Annotated in this window: 23 protein-coding genes; 11 read left to right on the forward strand and 12 right to left on the reverse strand. The window is 75.6% G+C overall.

The annotated features are described in order from the left end of the window. Positions 1–29 precede the first annotated feature (29 nt). On the reverse strand, positions 30–830 hold the full coding sequence (locus WCD58_RS02670) for an alpha/beta fold hydrolase (protein ID WP_337699198.1): 801 nt from the start codon (positions 828–830) through the stop codon (positions 30–32). Between the two features lie 56 nt (positions 831–886). Further along, entirely contained in the window at positions 887–1480 is a 594-nt protein-coding gene (locus tag WCD58_RS02675) for a crossover junction endodeoxyribonuclease RuvC (RefSeq protein WP_337699200.1), read from the reverse strand. A 442-nt stretch (positions 1481–1922) separates the two neighbouring features. On the opposite strand from WCD58_RS02675, the gene WCD58_RS02680 reads away from it, so the two are divergent. After that, positions 1923–2387 carry a nuclear transport factor 2 family protein gene (locus tag WCD58_RS02680; RefSeq protein WP_337699202.1) on the forward strand — a complete coding sequence of 155 codons (465 nt, stop codon included), beginning with the start codon at positions 1923–1925 and terminating at the stop codon, positions 2385–2387. 75 nt (positions 2388–2462) lie between these two features. Beyond that, on the forward strand, positions 2463–3581 hold the full coding sequence (locus WCD58_RS02685; protein ID WP_337699204.1) for a mandelate racemase/muconate lactonizing enzyme family protein: 1119 nt from the start codon (positions 2463–2465) through the stop codon (positions 3579–3581). On the opposite strand, the gene WCD58_RS02690 is transcribed toward WCD58_RS02685, so the two are convergent. After that, on the reverse strand, positions 3578–4237 hold the full coding sequence (locus tag WCD58_RS02690) for an alpha-ketoglutarate-dependent dioxygenase AlkB (RefSeq protein ID WP_337699206.1): 660 nt from the start codon (positions 4235–4237) through the stop codon (positions 3578–3580). The genes WCD58_RS02685 and WCD58_RS02690 overlap by 4 nt on opposite strands. Positions 4238–4290: 53 nt before the next feature. Between WCD58_RS02690 and WCD58_RS02695 the strand changes: the two genes are divergently transcribed. Together WCD58_RS02695 and WCD58_RS02700 are read left to right on the forward strand one after the other, a co-directional pair. Continuing rightward, positions 4291–4557: an acylphosphatase gene (locus tag WCD58_RS02695; protein WP_337699208.1), complete on the forward strand. Its 267-nt coding sequence runs from the start codon at positions 4291–4293 to the stop codon at positions 4555–4557. Then, the gene (locus WCD58_RS02700; protein ID WP_337699209.1) at positions 4554–5678 is read left to right on the forward strand and encodes a DNA glycosylase AlkZ-like family protein; all 1125 of its coding nucleotides are present in this window, start codon (positions 4554–4556) and stop codon (positions 5676–5678) included. The genes WCD58_RS02695 and WCD58_RS02700 overlap by 4 nt, the downstream gene beginning before the upstream one ends. Here WCD58_RS02700 and WCD58_RS02705 read toward each other — a convergent pair. The 3 genes from WCD58_RS02705 to WCD58_RS02715 are packed head-to-tail and all read right to left on the reverse strand — an operon-like array spanning position 5662 to position 8001. Further along, on the reverse strand, positions 5662–6714 hold the full coding sequence (locus WCD58_RS02705; protein WP_337699211.1) for an endonuclease/exonuclease/phosphatase family protein: 1053 nt from the start codon (positions 6712–6714) through the stop codon (positions 5662–5664). The genes WCD58_RS02700 and WCD58_RS02705 overlap by 17 nt on opposite strands. After that, entirely contained in the window at positions 6711–7205 is a 495-nt protein-coding gene (locus WCD58_RS02710; protein WP_337699213.1) for a GNAT family N-acetyltransferase, read from the reverse strand. Before WCD58_RS02710 ends, WCD58_RS02705 begins: the two co-directional genes overlap by 4 nt. A 34-nt stretch (positions 7206–7239) precedes the next feature. Then, positions 7240–8001, reverse strand: coding sequence for a YebC/PmpR family DNA-binding transcriptional regulator (locus WCD58_RS02715; RefSeq protein WP_337699215.1), 762 nt, complete (start codon positions 7999–8001; stop codon positions 7240–7242). A 204-nt stretch (positions 8002–8205) separates the two neighbouring features. Here WCD58_RS02715 and WCD58_RS02720 point away from each other — a divergent pair, with 204 nt between their 5' ends. The 3 genes from WCD58_RS02720 to WCD58_RS02730 all read left to right on the forward strand — a co-directional run bounded on the left by WCD58_RS02720 (position 8206) and on the right by WCD58_RS02730 (position 10711). Beyond that, positions 8206–8700 (forward strand): PaaI family thioesterase, encoded by a 495-nt coding sequence (locus WCD58_RS02720; protein ID WP_337699217.1) that lies wholly within the window; start codon positions 8206–8208, stop codon positions 8698–8700. Positions 8701–8780: 80 nt separating this feature from the next. Continuing rightward, a complete protein-coding gene (locus WCD58_RS02725) occupies positions 8781–10178 on the forward strand; it encodes a PQQ-dependent sugar dehydrogenase (protein ID WP_337699219.1) in 1398 nt (465 codons plus the stop codon). Between the two features lie 59 nt (positions 10179–10237). After that, positions 10238–10711 carry an SRPBCC family protein gene (locus WCD58_RS02730; RefSeq protein WP_337699223.1) on the forward strand — a complete coding sequence of 158 codons (474 nt, stop codon included), beginning with the start codon at positions 10238–10240 and terminating at the stop codon, positions 10709–10711. A 3-nt stretch (positions 10712–10714) separates the two neighbouring features. Here WCD58_RS02730 and WCD58_RS02735 read toward each other — a convergent pair whose 3' ends face one another. The 3 genes from WCD58_RS02735 to WCD58_RS02745 are packed head-to-tail and all read right to left on the reverse strand — an operon-like array spanning position 10715 to position 12760. Continuing rightward, positions 10715–11197 carry a winged helix-turn-helix transcriptional regulator gene (locus tag WCD58_RS02735; RefSeq protein WP_337699225.1) on the reverse strand — a complete coding sequence of 161 codons (483 nt, stop codon included), beginning with the start codon at positions 11195–11197 and terminating at the stop codon, positions 10715–10717. Further along, complete coding sequence (locus WCD58_RS02740) at positions 11194–12240, reverse strand: LLM class flavin-dependent oxidoreductase (RefSeq protein WP_337699228.1); 1047 nt, start codon at positions 12238–12240, stop codon at positions 11194–11196. The genes WCD58_RS02735 and WCD58_RS02740 overlap by 4 nt, the downstream gene beginning before the upstream one ends. Positions 12241–12250: 10 nt before the next feature. After that, on the reverse strand, positions 12251–12760 hold the full coding sequence (locus WCD58_RS02745) for an SRPBCC family protein (protein ID WP_337699230.1): 510 nt from the start codon (positions 12758–12760) through the stop codon (positions 12251–12253). 138 nt (positions 12761–12898) lie between these two features. Here WCD58_RS02745 and WCD58_RS02750 point away from each other — a divergent pair, with 138 nt between their 5' ends. Together WCD58_RS02750 and WCD58_RS02755 are read left to right on the forward strand one after the other, a co-directional pair. After that, positions 12899–13186: a DUF1490 family protein gene (locus tag WCD58_RS02750; RefSeq protein ID WP_337699232.1), complete on the forward strand. Its 288-nt coding sequence runs from the start codon at positions 12899–12901 to the stop codon at positions 13184–13186. 1 nt (position 13187) lies between these two features. Continuing rightward, complete coding sequence (locus WCD58_RS02755) at positions 13188–15350, forward strand: heavy metal translocating P-type ATPase (RefSeq protein ID WP_337699233.1); 2163 nt, start codon at positions 13188–13190, stop codon at positions 15348–15350. A 13-nt stretch (positions 15351–15363) separates the two neighbouring features. Here the strand turns inward: WCD58_RS02755 and WCD58_RS02760 are convergent, their stop codons facing one another. Next, entirely contained in the window at positions 15364–16356 is a 993-nt protein-coding gene (locus WCD58_RS02760) for an LLM class flavin-dependent oxidoreductase (protein WP_337699235.1), read from the reverse strand. Positions 16357–16456: 100 nt separating this feature from the next. Here WCD58_RS02760 and WCD58_RS02765 point away from each other — a divergent pair, with 100 nt between their 5' ends. Beyond that, positions 16457–17401 (forward strand): ATP-binding protein, encoded by a 945-nt coding sequence (locus tag WCD58_RS02765; RefSeq protein WP_337699237.1) that lies wholly within the window; start codon positions 16457–16459, stop codon positions 17399–17401. A gap of 71 nt (positions 17402–17472) precedes the next feature. Beyond that, complete coding sequence (locus WCD58_RS02770) at positions 17473–17865, forward strand: SCO5389 family protein (protein ID WP_337699239.1); 393 nt, start codon at positions 17473–17475, stop codon at positions 17863–17865. On the opposite strand, the gene pdxT is transcribed toward WCD58_RS02770, so the two are convergent. Together pdxT and WCD58_RS02780 are read right to left on the reverse strand one after the other, a co-directional pair. Beyond that, the gene (gene pdxT, locus WCD58_RS02775) at positions 17834–18466 is read right to left on the reverse strand and encodes a pyridoxal 5'-phosphate synthase glutaminase subunit PdxT (RefSeq protein WP_337699241.1); all 633 of its coding nucleotides are present in this window, start codon (positions 18464–18466) and stop codon (positions 17834–17836) included. The genes WCD58_RS02770 and pdxT overlap by 32 nt on opposite strands. A 20-nt stretch (positions 18467–18486) precedes the next feature. Continuing rightward, positions 18487–18942, reverse strand: coding sequence for a DUF4190 domain-containing protein (locus WCD58_RS02780; RefSeq protein WP_337699243.1), 456 nt, complete (start codon positions 18940–18942; stop codon positions 18487–18489).

Genomic DNA, 18942 nt, shown 5'->3' on the forward strand with positions numbered 1-18942 from the left:
GACTGCTGTGGCGAACACGCGTTCGAAGGCTACCGGCCGCCCCCGACAGGGCCGGGGACCGGCGCGCCCCCGTCGAGGAACTCGGCGAGCACCGGGGCCAGCACGGGCGGGGTGACGATGTGCCCCTGCCCGGGCAGCGTCCGGTGCCGCGCGCCCAGGACCGCGGCCGCCAGCGCGGCGACGGCGCCCCGCACCCACGCCGGGCTGTGCTCCCCGTCGAGGGCGAGCAGCGGGAGGGCGAGGGTCGCGAGGCGGTCGGTCGGGACGGGCTCGCCGACCACGAGCGCGACGTCGTGCGGGAGCGACGGAGCGAGGGCGACGGTGCCCGCCCAGAACGGCGTCCGGCGCAGGCGCTCGACCGGCGCGGGCGCGGCCGCCGGGAAGCCGCCGAGGAACGCGGCCGCGGCGTCGTCCGGGCTCCCGGCGCGCAGGGCGGCCAGGGTGGCGGCGCCGAGGTCGCGGCGCGGGCCGGGGTCGTCGCCCGCGACGCGCCACGGGGGCTCGTGGGCGACGACCCTGCTCGCCGGCACACCGCGCAGGACTCCCTCGAGGACGAGCATCGCGCCGGCGGAGTGGGCGTAGTGGGCGGGCGTCCCGCCCGCGTGCGCCACGACCGCGGCGAGGTCGCCGACCTCCTCGGTCACCATGGCCGCGCCGTCCGGCCCGAGCGGGTCGCGCGCGGGGTCGGGCACTCCCCCGCTGTCGCCGCGACCCCGCCGGTCCCAGAGGTTCACGGTGAACCGGCCGGCGAGGGCCTCGGCGAGCAGGCGCACGCTCGCCCGCGCCTGCAGCGCACCGGTCGTGAGCACGAGCGGGGGGCCGTGCCCCACGGTCTCGACCGCGATCGGCGTGCCGTCGGGCGCGAGGACGTGCTGCGTGGTCGCGGTCAGCGGGCGGCCTTCGGGGCAGCCTTCGGGGCAGCGGCCTTCTGGGCGGCCTTGAGGCGGGCGCGGTGCCGTTTCGTCGCCTCGGCCGCGCGGGCCTCCGCCTCGGCCATCCGCGCGATCATCGGGGCACGCCAGCAGTGGCAGACCGCGAGCGCGAGGGCGTCGGCGGCGTCGGCGGGACGCGGGGCCGTCTCGAGCGCGAGCACGCGGGTGACCATCGTCGTCACCTGCTCCTTGCCCGCGCGCCCCGAGCCCGTGACCGCCGCCTTGACCTCGCTGGGCGTGTGGAACGCGACGGGCAGCCCGGCGCGACCGGCGACGAGGGCGACGACCCCGCCGACCTGCGCCGTGCCCATCACCGTGCGCACGTTGTGCTGGGCGAACACGCGCTCGACGGCGACGACGTCGGGGCGGTGCTCGGCGATCCAGGCCTCGACGACGTCGGCGACCGCCCCGAGCCGCTCGGCGACCTCGGCCTCCGGCGGGGTGCGGACGACGTCGACGGCGACCGCGCGCACGACACGCCCGCCGCCGCCCTCGACCACGCCGAGACCGCAGCGCGTCAGCCCGGGGTCGACGCCCAGCACCCGCATGGGCGGGACGCTACGCGGCGCCGACCGGCGATCCTGCGCTCGTCCCCGGCCCGGTGTGTCGCGATCGAAGATCAAGAGCGTCTCCATGCACCTCCGAGCTCGGCGGAGGTGCATGACGCGCTCCTGATCACCAGGCGGGCGAAGGGCACGTCCGGCAGCCCGGACGAGCCGACGATCATGCGCAACGCGCTCCTCGCGGACAAGGCCCGCCCCGCGCCGGGCTCCACGGAGATCAAGAGCACCTCATCCACCCGTCGCCCGCCATCGAGGTGGATGACGCACCCCTGATCACCGGCCGACCCCGGACCCGGCTGCTCCTCGACGAGAATGCTTCGGTTTCCGAAGCGTTCTCACGAAAGCCGACCGCTCCGGCCCGCCACCCCGGCGCCCACGGCATGCTGACCGCCGGAGCACACCCGAGCGCCCCGCGAGGAGGACCACCGTGAGCACAACCGAGGAGCCCCGTCCGCCGTTCCCGCCGTTCGACGAGGAGTCGGCGCGGGCGAAGGTGCTCGCCGCGGAGAACGCGTGGAACACCCGTGACCCCGGGAAGGTCGCGCTGGCGTACACGTTGGACACGGTCTGGCGGAACCGCGACGAGTGGGTCACCGGCCGCGACGACGTCGTCGCGTTCCTGACCCGCAAGTGGGAGCGCGAGCGGGACTACGTGCTGCGCAAGTCGCTGTGGACCTTCGGCGGCCACCGGATCGCGGTGCGCTTCCAGTACGAGTGCCGCGACGCCGCCGGGCAGTGGTGGCGCAGCTACGGCAACGAGAACTGGGAGTTCGCCGACAACGGGCTCATGCGCCGGCGCGAGGCCAGCATCAACGACCTGCGGATCGCCGAGGAGGACCGACGCCTGCACGGCCCGCGCGCCGACGGTGACACCAGCGAGATCCCGACTTAGTACGGCTCGTACACGATCGCGTGCGCGACGTTGCGATGGACCGCAACGGTCACGACGCACGAGACTCGTGACCCCGTGAGGATCACCCGCATCGCGCTCCACGCCGTCGACCTGCCCTACGCGGGCGGGGTCTACCGCCTCTCGGGCGGCCGGACCTACACGTCGTTCGACGCGTCGATCGTGCGTGTCACCTGCGACGACGGTACCGAGGGGTGGGGCGAGAGCACGCCCTTCGGGTCGACGTACGTGGCCGCGCACCCGGCCGGCACGCGCGCCGGGATCGGACTGCTGGCCCCCGCCCTGCTCGGGCACGACCCGCGGCGCACCGAGCGGATCGGCGACCTCATGGACGCGACCCTGACCGGTCACCACGACGCCCGCACCGCGCTCGACGTCGCGTGCTGGGACGCCTTCGGGAAGTCCGTGGGCCTGCCCGTGTGCGACCTGCTCGGCGGCTCCACCGACGTCCCGATGGCGCCGACGTCGTCGATCGGCGCGGGCGACCCCGACGCGATGCGCGCCGCGGTGGCCGACCACCGGGCCCGCGGATACCGCGCCCACTCCGTCAAGATCGGCGCGCTCGACGCGGAAGGCGGACCGGCCCTGGACGCGGAGCGGATCGCGGCGAGCCTCGCCGACCGCCGACACGGCGAGACGTTCCTCGTCGACGCCAACGGCGGCCTGCTCGTCGAGAGCGCCCTGCGCATGATCGCCCAGCTCCCGCCCGGGCTGGACCTCGCGCTCGAGGCGCCGTGCGCGTCCTGGCGCGAGACCGCCGCGCTGCGCCGCCGGTGCCCCTACCCGATCGTCGTCGACGAGCTGGCCCAGCTCGACGCCGACGTCCACGCCGCCGCCGACGTCGCCGACGGGATCAACCTCAAGATCTCCAAGGCCGGCGGGCTCACCCCGGGGCGGCGCCACCGCGACCTCGCCCGCGCCGCCGGGCTGACGGTCAGCGTGCAGGACACCGTCGGGTCCTCGCTGTCCTACGCGGCGATCCTGCACCTCGGCGCGACGGTGCCGCCGCGCACGCTGCGCGGGGTGCTGAACAGCGAGGACATGGTGACCCGCAAGGTCGCGGCGCTCGACACCGTCGTCACCGCCGAGGGCGTGCTGCCAGGCGGCTCCCCCGGCCTCGGCGCGACCGTCGACGAGGAGGCGCTCGGGGAGCCGGTGGCCGTCTGGGAGACCTAGGGACGGGGCCCCGGGTCGTCATGGCGGAACGTGACGCTGACCCGCGGGCCGGCGCCGGGCCACTTCGGCACCGTGTGCTGCCAGTCGTGCTGGCAGCGCCCGCCCATGACCAGCAGATCGCCGCCCGCGACCGTCAGCCGTGTGGACGCACGCTTCCCCCGAGGTCGAGCTCCGGCTCCGCCTTCGTCTCCCGCCGCGAGGGGCCGCAGCCCGAAGCGCCGCGGCGCGCCGAGGGACACGATGGCGACGATCGGCGCCGCGTGGGTGAAGCGCACGCGGTCGCCGTGCCAGGCCACCGAGTCGTCCCCATGGCGGTAGTAGTTGCAGCCCACCCCGTCGAACCGCACGCCGTAGCGCGCGGTGAGCGCCTCGGCGACCGCGCCCATCGGCTCGGGCGCCTCGTCGATGCCCCACCCGCACGTCAGGCGCGGCTCCATGACGTCCTGGTCGTACATGCGGCGACGCCGCTGGTTCCACGGCGCGTGGGCCACGATCGCGTCGAACCAGGCGTCGGCGCCCGTGATCCACGCGGGGGCCAGGTCGACCCACGAGCGATCGTCCAGGACGATGCGGCGCGGGACGACGCCCGGATCCACCCCGGGATCCTCGGCCGTCTCGCTCCCGCCGAAGAGCGAGGGCGTCCAGGCTGTCGTCATCCCCGTCAGTAGAACACATGTTCGAACACATCGCGAGAAAGGGTGCTCGAGGCGTGCAGAGCAAGCACATCGTCGTCCACGGACGCGTGCAGGGCGTCTTCTTCCGGGCGAGCGCCGAGGACGCCGCCGGCCGCCTCGGCGTCGGCGGCTGGGTGCGCAACCGCGAGGACGGCACCGTCGAGATGGTCGTCGAGGGCGAGGACGAGGCCGTCGAGCAGATGGTGGCCTGGGCCCGCGAGGGCTCGCCGCAGGCGTGGGTCAGCGGCGTCGACGTCACCGACACCGAGCCGCAGGGGCACCGGACGTTCGAGCAGACATGACAGCACCGCCGGGTCGAGCTCCGCTGCGCTCCGTCTCCCCCGAGCAGGTCCGCCGCTTCCGCCTCCGGCGCCAGTTCGTCGCCGACCGCGACGGCACGGACCCCGTCGCCACGGCCCGCCGCCTGCTCGGCGTGCAGGCCCAGGTGCCCTCGGCGGCGGCGCAGGGGGTCGCCGTCCGGACCACGACCGGCACCGCCGACGACGGCACCGTCGACGCCGCGCTGGCCGCCGGCACGCTCGTGCGCACCTGGGCGGCGCGCGGGACGCTGCACCTGCTCGCGACCGACCAGGCCCCGTCCCTGCTCGCGCTGCTGGCCGCCGCCCGCTCGTGGGACAAGGGCTCGTGGCAGCGCGAGTTCGCCACCGCCGAGCAGATGACCGCACTCGAGGCCGCGGTGGTCGACGTCCTCGCCGACGGCGCCGTCCTGACCCGCGAGGAGCTCACCGCCGCACTCGTCGCCCACAGCGGCGACGAGGGGCTCGCCGAGGCGATCCGGTCGGGGTGGGGCACCGTGCTCAAGCCGCTCGCCTGGCAGGGCCTGATCTGCCACGGGCCGCCGTCGGGCACCCGGGTGACCTTCACCCGACCCGCCTGGCCGGGTCTCCCCGACGCCGACGAGGCCGCCCGCGCGATCGTCCCCGCCTTCCTCGCCGCCCACGGCCCCGCGACACCGACCGCGTTCGACGCGTGGCTCCTGCGCGGCATGACCCCGAAGGCGCGGCTGCGGCGCTGGTTCACCGACCTGGTCGCCGACGGGACGCTGGCCGAGGTCACCGTCGACGGCGAGGCGCGCTACGCCCGCCCCGAGGACCTCGACGACCTGGAGACGGCGCCGCCGGTCGGCGCGAGACTCCTCGGCCCCTTCGACCCCTACGTGCTCGGCACCGGGACCGCCGACCCCGACCTCGTCCCGCCCGCGCGTCGCAAGGAGGTCAGCCGCGCGGCCGGGTGGATCGCGCCGGTGGTCGTCGACGACGGCCGGGTGGTCGGCACGTGGAGCGCGGACGACGACGTGCTCACGGTGACCCCGTTCGACGGGCCCGTGGACGGCGACGCCCTCGAGGCCGAGCGCGCCGTCTGGTCCCGGGTCCTGGGTCGCCCGCTCACGCTCCCGGGGTGACCGGCGCGCGCCCGTCGCGGACGAGCAGCCGCACCACGACGCCGGCGTGGTCGCTGCCCGGGAGCACCTGCGTGGTGAGGTCCACCGGCGCGATCGGCCCGGACACGAGCACGTGGTCGATCGCCGCGAACGGCGGCAGGGTCCGGTCGGTCGGCCAGGTGCCCCGCAGCCCGGCGCCGACCGCCGCGGCCGAGTCGGTCCACGGGCCGGCGCCGAGGGTCGAGCTCCGCTCCCCTATCGGCGTGCTCCCCTTGATGTCTCCCGAGAGCAACTCCCGCAGGGGCCGGTGGTCGAGCGTCGCGTTGAGGTCGCCGAGCACGAGGCGCGGCGGGCCCTCGAGGGGCGCCGGGCCCGGGAGGTTCGTGATCTCGCGGGCCCAGCCGGCGGCGTCGTCGCGGAACACCGGCGCCGCGGGGTGGGCGACGACGACGTCGACGGGCCCGCTCGGCGCGAGCACCCGCGCCGTGACCTGCGAGAACACGCCCTCCCGCAGGACCAGCCCCGAGGAGGTCAGCGGGTGGCGCGCGTACAGCGCCGTGCCGCCCGCGCCCTCCTCGGCCCGGGACGCCACGAACGGCAGCTCGGCGCGCAGACCCGCGTCGGCCAGCGCCTGCTCGGCCTCCGGGGTGACCTCCTGCAGCCCCAGCACCTCGACCTGCTGCGCGCGGACGAGCCCCACCACGGCCGCGGGATCCGCCTGACCGAACCTCATGTTGATCGTGGCGACCGTGACCGGCGCACTGGTCGGGCCCGGCGTGACGACCGGGTCGCCGTCGCCGGTCGCCCGCGGCACGACCACCGCGAGCAGGGCGAGCGCCGCCACCGCCGCCACCGCGCCGGTGACCCACCGGCGGGCCAGCAGGCAGACGGCCGCGACGACCACGGCGACCCCGCTGACGACCGGTGTGAGCGCCAGCAGCCCGAAGGCCAGCGGCGAGCCGACCGGCGCCCACCACCAGAACGGCACCCAGGCGACGACGGCCGCCGCGGCGAGCGCCAGCAGGACGCTGACCACGCGGGACCGGACGGGCCTCACCGGGGCGCCAGACGTTCGAGGCGCAGCAGGTCGACCCCGGCGCTGTCGACGAGCCGGCCGGTCTCCTCGTACCCCGCGCGCCGGTAGAGCCGCAGGTTCTCGTCGCTGCGCGCCCCGGTGACCAACCAGCTCACGTCGCCCGGCGCCAGCTCGGCGTGCGCGCGCTCCATCAGCGCGCGGCCCACCCCGTGACCCTGGGCGTCCGGCGCGACCGAGTACCGCGCGAGCTCGGCGCAGCCCGTGCCGCTGCCGATGCCGTCGCCGCGCAGGCGCACCGACCCGACCAGCCGCGATCCCGCCCACGCCCCGAACCCGCGCACGTCGGGACGCCCGAGGTCGGCGGCGAGCCCCGCGACCGTCTCGCGCAGCGGCGGGATCTCCGTGGTGCCGTAGCGGCGCGCCTCGGACAGGTACGCCGCGTACTGCACGGTCAACGCCTCGCCGGCGTCACCCGCCGCGAGGACCGCGACGACGCACGGCGCGAGGGTCATCGCGGGTCAGCCGACCCTGCTCATCCGACCCTGCTCATCCGACCTCGGCCATGACCTCGTCGGACGCGTCGAAGTTCGAGTAGACGTTCTGCACGTCGTCGGAGTCCTCGAGCGCGTCGATGATCCGCAGCACCTTGCGGGCGCCGTCGGCGTCGACCTCGACGTTCATCGAGGGGACGAACGAGACCTCGGAGGAGTCGTAGTCGAGGCCCGCCTCCTGCAGCGCCTTGCGCACCTCGACGAGGTCCGAGGGGTCGGTGAGCACCTCGAAGCTCTCGCCGTAGTCGTTGACCTCCTCGGCCCCGGCCTCGAGCACGGCGAGCAGGACGTCGTCCTCGGCGAGCTCGCCTGAGCCCTGCGCCTTCGGGACGATGATGACGCCCTTGCGGGTGAACAGGTACGCGACCGAGCCCGGGTCGGCCATCGCGCCGCCGTTGCGGTTCATCGCCGTGCGGACCTCGCCCGCGGCGCGGTTCTTGTTGTCGGTGAGGCACTCGACGAGCACCGCGACACCGCCGGGGGCGTAGCCCTCGTAGGTGATGGCCTGGTACTCGGCGCCGCCCGCCTCGGCCCCGGACCCGCGCTTGACGGCGCGGTCGATGTTGTCGTTGGGGACCGAGGTCTTCTTCGCCTTCTGGATGGCGTCGTAGAGCGTCGGGTTGGCCGCCGGGTCGCCGCCTCCGGTCCGCGCCGCGACCTCGATGTTCTTGATCAGCTTGGCGAACATCTTGCCGCGCTTCGCGTCGATCGCGGCCTTCTTGTGCTTGGTGGTCGCCCACTTGGAGTGGCCGCTCATCGTCTCCCCTTCGCCTCGCGTGTGCCTCGCGGGACGTCCCGCGGCGCCGCTCCCGGATCGTCCGGCCGGCACAGACAGCGGCTCGCGCCGCGCACACTTCCAGCGCTCCAGTCTACCGAGGTCCTCACGGGGCCGGTGGGACGGTACGGTGCTGACACGGCTGGGTACCGATGCGATACCCAGAACCCCGGCGACAGGAGCCCGATGGACGTCACGACGCGCGAGCGCACCCACACCTGGTCCGACCCCCGGACGCTCGCCGCGGCGGCGACCGGGCGCGACGGGCTCGCGTTCCTGCAGGCCATGACGGACGGGACGCTCCCGCCGCCGCCGATCATGACGCTGGTGGGCGCCGGGGTGGAGTCGGTGGAGCACGGCAAGGTCGTCTTCGCCCTCGAGCCCGCCGAGTACCACTACAACCCGATCGGCTCGGTGCACGGCGGCATCTACGCGACGCTGCTCGACTCCGCCGCCGGGTGCGCCGTGCACAGCACGCTGCCCGCCGGCGTCGGCTACACGAGCATCGACCTCAACGTGAAGTTCCTGCGCCGGCTCACCGCCGACTCGGGCACCAGCCGCGCCACCGGCTACGTCGTCCACTCCGGGCGCAGCACCGCGCTCGCGCGCGCCGAGCTCGTCGACGGCCAGGGCCGCCTGGTGGCCGAGGCGACGTCGAGCTGCCTCATCCTGCGGGGCTGACCCCGGCCGACCCGGCGCGGCGCACCCGTCGCGCGTGTGGTGGGCTCGACCCGTCGGGCCGTCGAGGACGAAGGGTCGGTATGCCTCGTTCCATCGTCGCCGTCGTGGCCGCGGCGGTCCTCGCCCTCGCCGCCGCGTGCGGGGGCGCCGCGACCGACCCCGCCCCACCGGCCGGCCCGCCGGACCCGGCCCGGACGGCGTCCGCGGGACCGGTCGGCGAGCAGGAGCCCGCGCCGGCCGGCGCCGCGACCCAGGCGCTGGTCAGCACCCCCGTGACGGTCCCGCCCGGGCTCGGCGCGGAGCCGTTCGACACCGCGCGCCAGGCTCTCGTGCCCGCCGGCTGGACGATGTCGGTCTGGACCCGCGTGGACGGCGCCCGGATGGCGGCGTTCGCCCCCGACGGCGCCCTGCTCGTCTCGCGGCCGGGCGCGGGCGAGGTCGTCCGGCTCGTCGGCGGGCCGTCCGGGACGACGTCGAGCACCCTCGTCGGCGACCTCACCCAGCCGCACGGCCTGTGGTTCTCCGGCACGACGCTCTACGTCGCCGAGAGCAACGCGGTGCGCTCGTACCCCTACGAGGGCGGGCGGCTCGGCGCGCCGACCACGATCGTCGACGGCCTGCCCGACGCGCGCAGCCCCGACCTGCGCGGGGCCTATGCGCACGCGCTCAAGAGCGTCGCCGTCGGCCCCGACGGCGCCGTGTTCCTCTCGGTCGGGTCGACGGCCAACGTGTCCCCGCTGGACCGCGACTCGACCCCGCAGCGCGCCGCGATCCTGCGCGTCCCGCCGGGCGGCGGCCCCGCCGAGCCGTACACGCGCGGCGTCCGCAACGGCACCGGTCTCGCGATCGCCCCGGACGGCGCGGTGTGGACCGCGGTCAACAACCGCGACAACATCCCGTTCCCCTACGACCGGCCCTACGGCGAGAACGACGGCTCCGCGCGCGGTCAGGTCATCCCCGACTACGTCGACGACCACCCGCCCGAGGAGCTCGCCCGCCTCTACCCCGGCCGCGACCTGGGCTGGCCGTTCTGCAACCCGGACCCCGACGTGCAGCCCGGCGTCCCCGAGAGCGCCCTCGACCCGTCCGACGTCCCCTTCGTGGCCGACGCGGAGACCAACCCGGACGGGCGCGCGCTCGACTGCGCCACGCTGACCCCGGTCGAGCAGACGATGGGCGCGCACTCCGCCCCGCTGGGCCTCGCCTTCGGCACGCTGCCCGCGCCGTTCGGGCAGGGCGCGCTGGTCGGGGTGCACGGGTCGTGGAACCGGCAGACGCCGCGGGCGCCCGAGGTGTCGTTCTACCCCTGGCGCAACGGGGGCCTCGACGGCCAGCGCACGCTCGTCGGCGGCTTCCAGGCCCCCGACGGCTCGCGGTGGGGACGTCCGGTCGCGGCGGTGCCCGGCCCCGACGGCGCCGTGTACGTCACCGACGACGGGGCGAACGCGGTGTACCGGCTGGCGCCGCCCGGACGCTGAGCGGTTCGCCGGTCGTGCCCAACCGTTTGCCCGGTGGGCGTGACGGGCACGACACCGGCATGAGTGAGCAGATCACCGTGACCCGCACCGTCGACGCCAGGCCCGAGCAGCTCTTCACGCTGCTGGCCACGCCCGGGCGCCACCACGAGTTCGACGGCGCGGGGATGCTGCAGGGCGTCGACGGCAACGCGACGGTCAGCGGCGTCGGCGACCAGTTCGTCATGAACATGCGCAACGACGCGCTGGGCGACTACCAGATGCTCAACACCGTCACGTCCTACGAGCAGGACCGCGAGATCGGCTGGTCGCCCCAGCTGCACCCGCTCGACGGCTACACCGACAAGCTCGGCGACGTCACCGCCAAGGGCCACACGTGGACGTGGAAGCTCGCGCCGTCGGGCAGCGGCACCGAGGTCACCCAGGTCTACGACTGGAGCGGTGTGCAGGACGAGCAGTTCAAGGGCTTCTTCCCGATGGTCACCGAGGACCAGATGACGCAGACGATCGACAAGGTCGCCGACGCAGCGCAGTAGTCGTCACGCCGGGGGCGCGGAGCTGCGCGCCCCCGGCCCCGGCGTGCTGCGCACCCGGTCGCCGGGTCCGAGCCGGTGGCCGGCGGCGCACTCCGCCACCAGCTCCACCGGCTCCCCGCAGCCCTCGTGGCGCACGACCACGGGCGGGCCGCCCTCGCGGTGCCGGTCGCCGTAGGCCATCAGCGCCATCAGCACCGGACGCAGGTCCTGCCCCGCCGCGGTGAGCCGGTACTCCCGGCGGGTGCGACGCCCCGGCTCCCGATACTCGGCGGTCTCCACCAGCCCCGCCTCCGCCAGCACCGCGAGGCGGCGGGTGAGCACCGTCCGGGCGATGCCGAGGTGGGCGACGAGGTCGTCGAACCGGCGCACGCCGTGCAGCAGGTCGCGCACCACGAGCACCGTCCACGGCTCGCCGAGCACGGTCATCGTGCGCGCGATGGAGCAGATGCCGCTGTCCATGTCGCGCCAGCGCAGGGCCCCGGTCATGACGACACCTCCCGAACGAGCTGGATCCCTCGCGCCAACGTCTCCAGCCGCTCCCCGAGGTCGGCGCCCGCCGGGTAGAGCCGCACGGTCGTGACCCCGGCGTCGCGCCACACCGCGAGGCGCTCGCGGACGCCGTCCTCGGTGCCGATCAGCGTCGTCGCGGCGACCATCTCCCGGGGCACCGCGGCCGCCGCGTCGTCGCGGCGCCCCGCCAGCCAGAGCGCCCGGACCTCGGCGGCGACCTCGCTCCAGCCCTGGCGGACGTAGGCGTCGTGGTAGAAGTTCCGGCTCGCCGAGCCCATCCCGCCGAGGCTGAACGCGAGTCCCGCGCGGCGGTCGTCGAGCATGCCGGCCAGCTCGTCCTCGTCGCGCGCGAACGCGATCTCGGCGCCCTGGCAGAGGTCGAGGTCGGCGAGCGTGCGCCCGGCGGCCGCGGCCCCCTCGGCCAGCGGCTCGAGCGAGGTCGCGGCGCCCTCGGGGACGAAGCTCGTGCCCAGCCAGCCGTCGGCGACCTCGCCGGTCAGGCGCAGCATCCGCGGCGACAGCGTGGCGAGGTAGAGCGGCACCGGCCGCTCGGCGGTCACCGACACCCGCATCGGGCGCGCCTCCCCGCCCGGCAGCGGCAGCGTCACGTGCCGCCCGTCGTAGGTGACCTTCTCCCCCGCCATCACGCGGCGGACCACCTCGACGGTCTCGCGCATCCGGCCCAGGGGGTGGGCGAACGGCACCCCGTGCAGCCCCTCGAGCACCTGCGGCCCCGAGCTGCCGAGCCCCAGCAGGAAGCGGCCCCGCGACATCGTCTGCAGGGTCAGGGCCGTCTGCGCGACGAGGGCCGGCGAGCGCGTGCCGACCTGCACCACCCCGGCGCCGAGCAGCATCCGCTCGGTGCGCGCGGCGAGGTAGCCCAGCGGCGACGGGGCGTCGGACCCCCACGCCTCGGCGACCCAGCACACGTCGAGACCGAGGCGCTCGGCCTCGACGACGAAGTCGACGGTCCCGGCCCACGGCGCACCGGAGGCCTCGATCGTCGTGGCCGTTCTCACTGGGCCGTCCTCACTGCTCGGCGCGCTCCTTGATCCCGGCGAGCGTGCGCTCGATGTTCTGCTGGAACTCCCGCAGGCGCCCGGCGACGATGCGCTCCTCCTTGTCGGGCATGCGCTCGATCACCGTGGTGAGGTTCGACGGCCCGGGCCCGAGCTGCGCCCACTGCCGCAGCGCGGTGCCGCCGTCGGCCGGGCGCAGCGTGAAGCGCCACAGCGCCGAGGGGTTCGCGGTGTCCATGACGGCCCAGGCGAAGGCCCGCTCCTCGTCGCACTCGACGACCTCCGAGACGGTCTCCCACTCCCCGGCCTGGGGGTGCGCGTTGCGCCCGCGGAAGCGGTGCCCGACCGCCGGCGCGTCCCCCTCCCCGGGCCCCTCGGGCGCCGGGAGCCAGTTCGCCTCCTGCAGCTCCTCGGAGGTGTCGGCGACGACGCCGATGTCCCGGACCAGCGGCCACACCCGCGCGGGCGTCGCCGCGATGTGGACCTCGGCCTCGACGGTGGGGCGGTCGGCGTAACGCATCGCCCGAGGGTAGCCCCGCTGGGTTCGTCGGCGATATCCAGCAGCCGAGGCATGCATTCACGCGCATGACCTGCCATGACGTCCGCCGATCACGGGGCTAGCCTGCGGCCCGAGATCACTTCGAGAGAGCAGGTGGGCATGACGGCGTGGGCCGGACTGGCGGCACGGGCGGCGGGCACGATCGCGACCGGGGTGGTGGGCGTGGCCGTCGTCGAGGGCGTCCGGAAGATCGCCACCGGGCAGCGGCTGCACGACGCCGCGGTGACCGTGACGACCGTGGGCCTGCGCGGTGCGCGGGTGGCCGAGGCGGGGGCCGAGCGCGTCCGCCTTTCCGCGGGGGACATCGTGGCCGAGGCGCGCGGGCGTCTCGGGGAGGAGGCGCCGGCTCCGGGCGCCGGGGCGAACGGGCACGACCACGAGCACTGAGGTGACCGCGCACCCCACCGTCGTCTCGGACGCCGCGGGCCGCGTCCGGTTCGCCACGCCCTGGCTGCGGGATCGCGTCGCCCTCGCCGTCGCGGTCGAGGACGCGCTCGACGCGGTGCCGGGCGTGCGCCGGGCCCACGCCCACCCGCGGACCGGGGCCGTCGTGGTCTGGTACGACCCGGGCTCGTCCGCCCGCGGCGTCCTGGCCCAGGTGATCGCCGGTGTGCCGGCGCCGGACGCCCCGGCCCGACGCGCGCCCCGCTCGGCCGACGTCGGCAACGGCGACCTGCTGCGCATGGCCCTCGGCGCCGTCGCCCTGCTGCTGCTCGGCGGGCGGCGCTACGTCCTGCGCCGACCCCCGGTCCTCGGGCCCACGAGCCGGCTCGCGGCCACCGGCGTCACGGTCGTCACCGGCTACCCCTTCCTGCGCGGTGCCCTGCGCTCGCTGGTCGGCGGGCGCGGCGCCGGCACCGACGCGCTCGTCTCCGCGGCCACCATCGCGTCGCTGGCGCTGCGCGAGAACGTCGTCGCGCTGACCGTGCTGTGGCTGCTCAACATCGGCGAGTACCTGCAGGACCTGACCCTGCGCCGCAGCCGCCGCGCGATCTCCGACCTGCTCTCGGGCTCGCGGACCCGCACCTGGGTGCGCGCCGACCACGGCACCGAGGTCGAGGTGGACATCGCCCGGCTCGCCGTCGGCGACGAGGTCGTCGTCCACGAGCAGGTGGTGCTGCCCGTCGACGGCGTCGTGGTCGAGGCGAGCGACGGCGGCGCCGTCGTCGATCAGGCCGCGATCACCGGCGAGAACCTCCCGGTGCAGGTCGAGGCGGGCGCGCAGCTGCCGGCGGGCTCGGTGCTGCTGCGCGGACGGATCGTGGTCCGCGCCGAGCGCGTCGGGACCGAGACCGCGCTCGGGCGCATCGTCGAGCGCGTCGAGTCCGCCCAGGCCGACCGCGCGCCCATCCAGACCGTCGGCGAGACGTTCTCGCGGCGCTTCGTCCCGACGTCGTTCGCGCTGTCGCTGGCCACGCTCGTCGTCACCCGCGACGTCCGCCGGGCGATGACGATGCTGCTGGTGGCGTGCCCCTGCGCGGTGGGGCTCGCGACCCCGACGGCGATCAGCGCGGCGATCGGCAACGGCGCCCGGCGCGGCATCCTCGTCAAGGGCGGGTCGCACCTCGAGGCGGCCGGGCGGGTCGACGCCGTCGTGTTCGACAAGACCGGGACGCTGACCGTCGGGCGGCCCGTGGTCACGAACGTCGTGTCGTTCGACGACGACGTGACCCCCGAGCAGGTCCTGGCGCTGGCCGCGAGCTCGGAGATCCACTCGAGGCACCCGCTCGCCCAGGCGGTGATCCGCTCCACCGAGGAGCGGCGCATCGAGATCCCGCCGCACGAGGAGTGCGAGGTGCTGCTCGGGCAGGGCATGCGGGTGCAGGCCGACGGCCGCACGCTCCTGCTGGGCTCGCGGGAACTGCTCAGGGCGCAGAAGGTGACGATCTCGCGAAAGGCCCACGGGTGGGTCCGCAAGCTGCAGCACGCGGCGGAGACGCCGCTCCTGCTGGCCGTGGACGGGAGGCTCACCGGGCTGATCAGCCTGCGCGACACGGTCCGCCCCGAGGCCCCCGAGGTGCTCGCGGCGCTGCGGGCCGACGGCGTGGAGCGGATCGTCATGCTCACCGGCGACCACCCCGAGACCGCCGCCGCCGTGGCCGCGGAGCTCGGCGTCGACGAGTGGCGCGCGCAGGTCCTGCCCGAGGACAAACAGGACGTGGTCCGCGAGCTGCAGGCGGCGGGGCACACGGTGGCCGTGGTCGGCGACGGCACCAATGACGCGCCCGCCCTGGCGCTCGCCGACATCGGCATCGCGATGGGCGTCGGCGGCACCGACGTCGCCGTCGAGACCGCCGACGTGGCCCTGGCCGGGGACGACCTCGCGCGCCTGCTCGACCTGCGCGACCTCGGCCGGCACGGGATCGCGCTGATCCGGCAGAACTACGGGATGTCGATCGCGGTGAACGCGGTGGGGCTGGTCGTCTCCGCGGGCGGCGCGCTGTCGCCGGTGGTCGCGGCCATCCTGCACAACGCCTCGTCCGTCGCCGTCGTCGCCAACTCCTCCCGCCTCATCCGCTACCGCCTGGACTCGGCCGAACGTCGTGTGTGAGCGAAATTCGGGGCTATAGCCCCGAGATTCGCTCACGAAGGGAGGCGAGGGCCTCGACCGTCCCGGTGGTGCGGGCGGGGTCGCCGGTGGTCTGCACCATGAGCGCGAGGTGGCGCAGGCCCGTCGCGGCGGCGGTGCGCGCGAGGTGCTCGGCGACGTCGTCGACGGTGCCGACGGGGTGCAGCGAGCACAGCAGGTCGGTGTACGCGACGGGGTCGCGCAGGGCGCGCGGGGCGCCGTCGGCGCGCACGTGGCCCGCGAGCCCGGGGCCGAGCCAGGTCGGCAGCGCCTCGCGCACCGCCCGCCGCGCCGCCGCGCGGGTGTCGGCGACGTGCGCGATCCCGACGCCGACGTGCTCCCCGGCGCGCCCGGCCCGGTCGTCCCAGCGGCGCACCATGCCGCCCCGCTCGGCGTCGTCGGCGTGCATCCCGAGCAGCAGGGGCAGGTCGCGGTCGGCGGCGAGGTCGACGGTGGCGTCGGTGGTCGCCGCCACGCGCACGGGCGGGCCGCCGGGTGTCGCGGGACGGGGCACGACGGCGACCTCGGGGAACGCCAGCACGGGGCCCGGGCCGGCGACCGTGGGCGCCCGCCACGCCCCCAGCAGCGCGTCCAGCTCCTCGGCCAGGCCGTCGGCGAACCGCCGCGTGCCCCCGCCCTGCACCACCAGCTCGCGCCACGGCCCGCCCCGCCCGACGCCCAGTGTGAACCGCCCCGGCGCCAGCTGGTCGAGCATCGCGGCCTGCTCGGCGAGCGCCACCGGGTGGGTCACCGGCAGCACGCTCACCGCCGTGCCCACGCCGATCCGGGCCGTCGTTCCCAGCAGGTGCCCCGCCAGCGTCGTCGCGGACGGGCAGACGCCGTAGGAGACGAAGTGGTGCTCGGCGAGCCAGACGTCGTCGAGGCCGAGGCGGTCGGCGAGCGCGGCCAGCCGGACGGTCTCGGCGAGCGCCTCGCCGTGGCTGCGGCCGGGCCACTGCGGCGAGATCAGGAACAGGCCGAGGCGCATGGGCCGTCACCCTGCCCGAGGGCGCCCCGACAACCATGCGTGACGTCGCATGACTTAGAGTAACCACTCGTTCGGCGCAGCGTCACGAGAGGGGTCGCAGGTGAAGGTCGCGTTCGTCGGCAAGGGCGGGAGCGGGAAGACGACCTGCGCCTCGCTGTTCGCGCTCCGGGCGGCGGCCGCGGGCGCCCCGGTGCTGGCGCTGGACGCCGACATCAACCAGAACCTGGCCGTCGCGCTCGGCGCCACCGCGGAGGACGCGGCGGGGCTCCCGACGCTGCCGAGCCACCTCGGCCTGATCAAGAACTGGCTGCGCGGCGACAACCCGCGCATCCCGTCGGCCGACCAGATGATCAAGACGACGCCCCCCGGCCGGGGCTCGCGGCTCCTGGGCGTCGTCGAGGACAACCCGATCTACGACGCCGCGGTGCGCGAGGTCGTGCCCGGCGTGCGCGTCGGGCTCGCGGGGGCGTTCGAGGACGCCGACCTGGGGGTCGCCTGCTTCCACGCCAAGACCGGCGCCGTGGAGCTGCTGCTAAGCCACCTCGTCGACGGGCCCGGCGAGTACGTCGTCGTGGACATGACGGCCGGCGCCGACGCCTTCGCCTCCGGGCTGTTCACCCGCTTCGACCTCACCTTCCTGGTCTGCGAGCCGACGCTGCGCTCGGTCGGCGTCTACCGCCAGTACGCCGGCTACGCCCGCGACTTCGGCGTGCGCCTCGCCGTCGTCGGCAACAAGGTCGCCGACGACTCCGACGTCGCGTTCCTGCGCGACGAGGTCGGCGACGACCTCGTCGGCGTCCTCGGGCACTCCGGCCACGTGCGCGCCGGCGACCGCGGCGCCCCGCGGGACGTCGCGGGCCTGGAGCCGGCCAACGCCGCCGTGCTCGACGACCTGCGCGCCGCCGTGGACGCCGTCGACAAGGACTGGGCCAGCTACCAGGCCGACGCCGTCGCGATGCACCTCCGCAACGCGAACGCCTGGGCCGGCTCCGCCCTGGCCGAGCAGATCGACCCGGACTTCGTGCCGGCGCCCGCCACGCTCTGAACACCCCGAACCGCACACCCCACCCCCGGTCGAGCTCCGGCTCCGCCTTCGTCTCCCCTGGAGGTCACACCATGTCCCTGGACGTCTCCCCCGAGCTGCTCGACGCCGCCGCCCGCGGCGAGGTCACCGACGCCGCGTTCGTCGACTGCGTGCGCACCTCGCTGCCCTACGCGTGGACCGTGATCTCCTCGACGGTCGCCGACCTCGAGCTCTCCGACGGCGAGCTGGCCGACCACGAGGTCCCGCCGCCGAGCGAGGCCGAGCGAGGCCAGCTGCTGCGCGCGCTGGCCTCCGACGCCATCCGCGGCGGGCTCGAGCGCCACTTCGGCGTGAAGCTCGCCTTCCAGAACTGCCACCGCGTCGCCGCGTTCCGGCCGTCGGCCGTGGACGGCGCGACCTACCGCGAGTTCACCTCGGCGCGCGGCCAGCTGCTCAACCAGTCGCCGGAACTGCGCGACTGCTAGCGCGCACCTGGCGCAGGAACAGGTCGTGCAGGCGGGCGTCGCCGGTCTGCTCGGGGTGGAACGCGGTGGCGATCACCGGCCCCTGGCGGACGGCGACGACCTTGCCCGACGCCGGCCCGGCGACACTGCCCGGGACGCGGGCGAGCACCTCGACCCCGCGGCCCGTCGACTCGACCCACGGCGCGCGGATGAACACCGCCCGCACCGGGCCGCCGCCGACGCCGGTGACGGCGAGGTCGGTCTCGAACGACTGCACCTGGCGGCCGAACGCGTTGCGGCGCACCGTGATGTCCAGCGCGCCGAGCTGGTGCTGGTCGGGGCGGGCGTCGACGGCCTCGCGCGCCAGCAGGATCATCCCCGCGCACGACCCGAACGCCGGCATCCCCGCGCGCAGGCGCTCGCGCAGCGGCTCGAGCAGCTCGAACGCCTCGAGGAGCTTCGACAGCGTCGTCGACTCCCCGCCCGGCAGCACGAGCCCCGCGACCTCGGCGAGCTCCGCCGGGCGACGCACCGGGCGCGCGTCCGCGCCGCAGGCCCGGAGGGCGTCGAGGTGCTCGGGGACGTTGCCCTGGAGGGCCAGGACGCCGACGGGTGCGCTCACGGCTCCAGTCTAGGAGCGCGCTACCCGGTGCCCGGGTCGCCGAAGCGGGCGCGGTACTCGTCGACGTGCTGCGAGGCGCACATCCGCTCCTCCTGCTGCCCCTGCGCCTGGGCCATGCACTCGTCGAGCGTGAGGCCCTCGCCGAAGGTGCCGATGCCCAGCAGGCCCGGCACGACGATCCACGCGCCGACGACGAGCCCGACCAGCGACAGCACGAACCCGCCGAGCGACATCCCGCCGCTGCGCTGCGGGTCGTGGAAGGCGCGCCGCGAACCGATGAAGCCGACGACCAGGCCGATGAGACCGAGAGCCAGCGCCGCCCAGCCCAGCCCGTCCATCCCCGACCACAGCGCGGCCGTCAGTCCGGTTCCCGCGGCGACGAGGCCGAGGGCCAGCGCCGCGGTCCCGAGGCCGCCGTCCTGCTCACGCTCGTCGCTGCGACCCTGCTGGGCATGGGGCTGCTGGGCCGACGTCAT

It is taken from the genome of Actinomycetospora flava, from assembly GCF_037400335.1.
Lineage (GTDB): Bacteria > Actinomycetota > Actinomycetes > Mycobacteriales > Pseudonocardiaceae > Actinomycetospora > Actinomycetospora flava.

Excerpts from the sequence above, each read along its gene's own strand:
- WCD58_RS02780 (WP_337699243.1), bottom strand. The coding sequence starts at position 18,942 with ATGACGTCGGCCCAGCAGCCCCATGCCCAGCAGGGTCGCAGCGACGAG.
- WCD58_RS02715 (WP_337699215.1), bottom strand. The coding sequence starts at position 8,001 with ATGAGCGGCCACTCCAAGTGGGCGACCACCAAGCACAAGAAGGCCGCG.
- WCD58_RS02720 (WP_337699217.1), top strand. The coding sequence starts at position 8,206 with ATGGACGTCACGACGCGCGAGCGCACCCACACCTGGTCCGACCCCCGG.
- WCD58_RS02730 (WP_337699223.1), top strand. The coding sequence starts at position 10,238 with ATGAGTGAGCAGATCACCGTGACCCGCACCGTCGACGCCAGGCCCGAG.
- WCD58_RS02700 (WP_337699209.1), top strand. The coding sequence starts at position 4,554 with ATGACAGCACCGCCGGGTCGAGCTCCGCTGCGCTCCGTCTCCCCCGAG.
- WCD58_RS02710 (WP_337699213.1), bottom strand. The coding sequence starts at position 7,205 with ATGACCCTCGCGCCGTGCGTCGTCGCGGTCCTCGCGGCGGGTGACGCC.
- WCD58_RS02725 (WP_337699219.1), top strand. The coding sequence starts at position 8,781 with ATGCCTCGTTCCATCGTCGCCGTCGTGGCCGCGGCGGTCCTCGCCCTC.
- WCD58_RS02750 (WP_337699232.1), top strand. The coding sequence starts at position 12,899 with ATGACGGCGTGGGCCGGACTGGCGGCACGGGCGGCGGGCACGATCGCG.
- WCD58_RS02735 (WP_337699225.1), bottom strand. The coding sequence starts at position 11,197 with ATGACCGGGGCCCTGCGCTGGCGCGACATGGACAGCGGCATCTGCTCC.
- WCD58_RS02690 (WP_337699206.1), bottom strand. The coding sequence starts at position 4,237 with ATGACGACAGCCTGGACGCCCTCGCTCTTCGGCGGGAGCGAGACGGCC.
- WCD58_RS02675 (WP_337699200.1), bottom strand. The coding sequence starts at position 1,480 with ATGCGGGTGCTGGGCGTCGACCCCGGGCTGACGCGCTGCGGTCTCGGC.
- WCD58_RS02760 (WP_337699235.1), bottom strand. The coding sequence starts at position 16,356 with ATGCGCCTCGGCCTGTTCCTGATCTCGCCGCAGTGGCCCGGCCGCAGC.
- WCD58_RS02745 (WP_337699230.1), bottom strand. The coding sequence starts at position 12,760 with ATGCGTTACGCCGACCGCCCCACCGTCGAGGCCGAGGTCCACATCGCG.
- WCD58_RS02770 (WP_337699239.1), top strand. The coding sequence starts at position 17,473 with ATGTCCCTGGACGTCTCCCCCGAGCTGCTCGACGCCGCCGCCCGCGGC.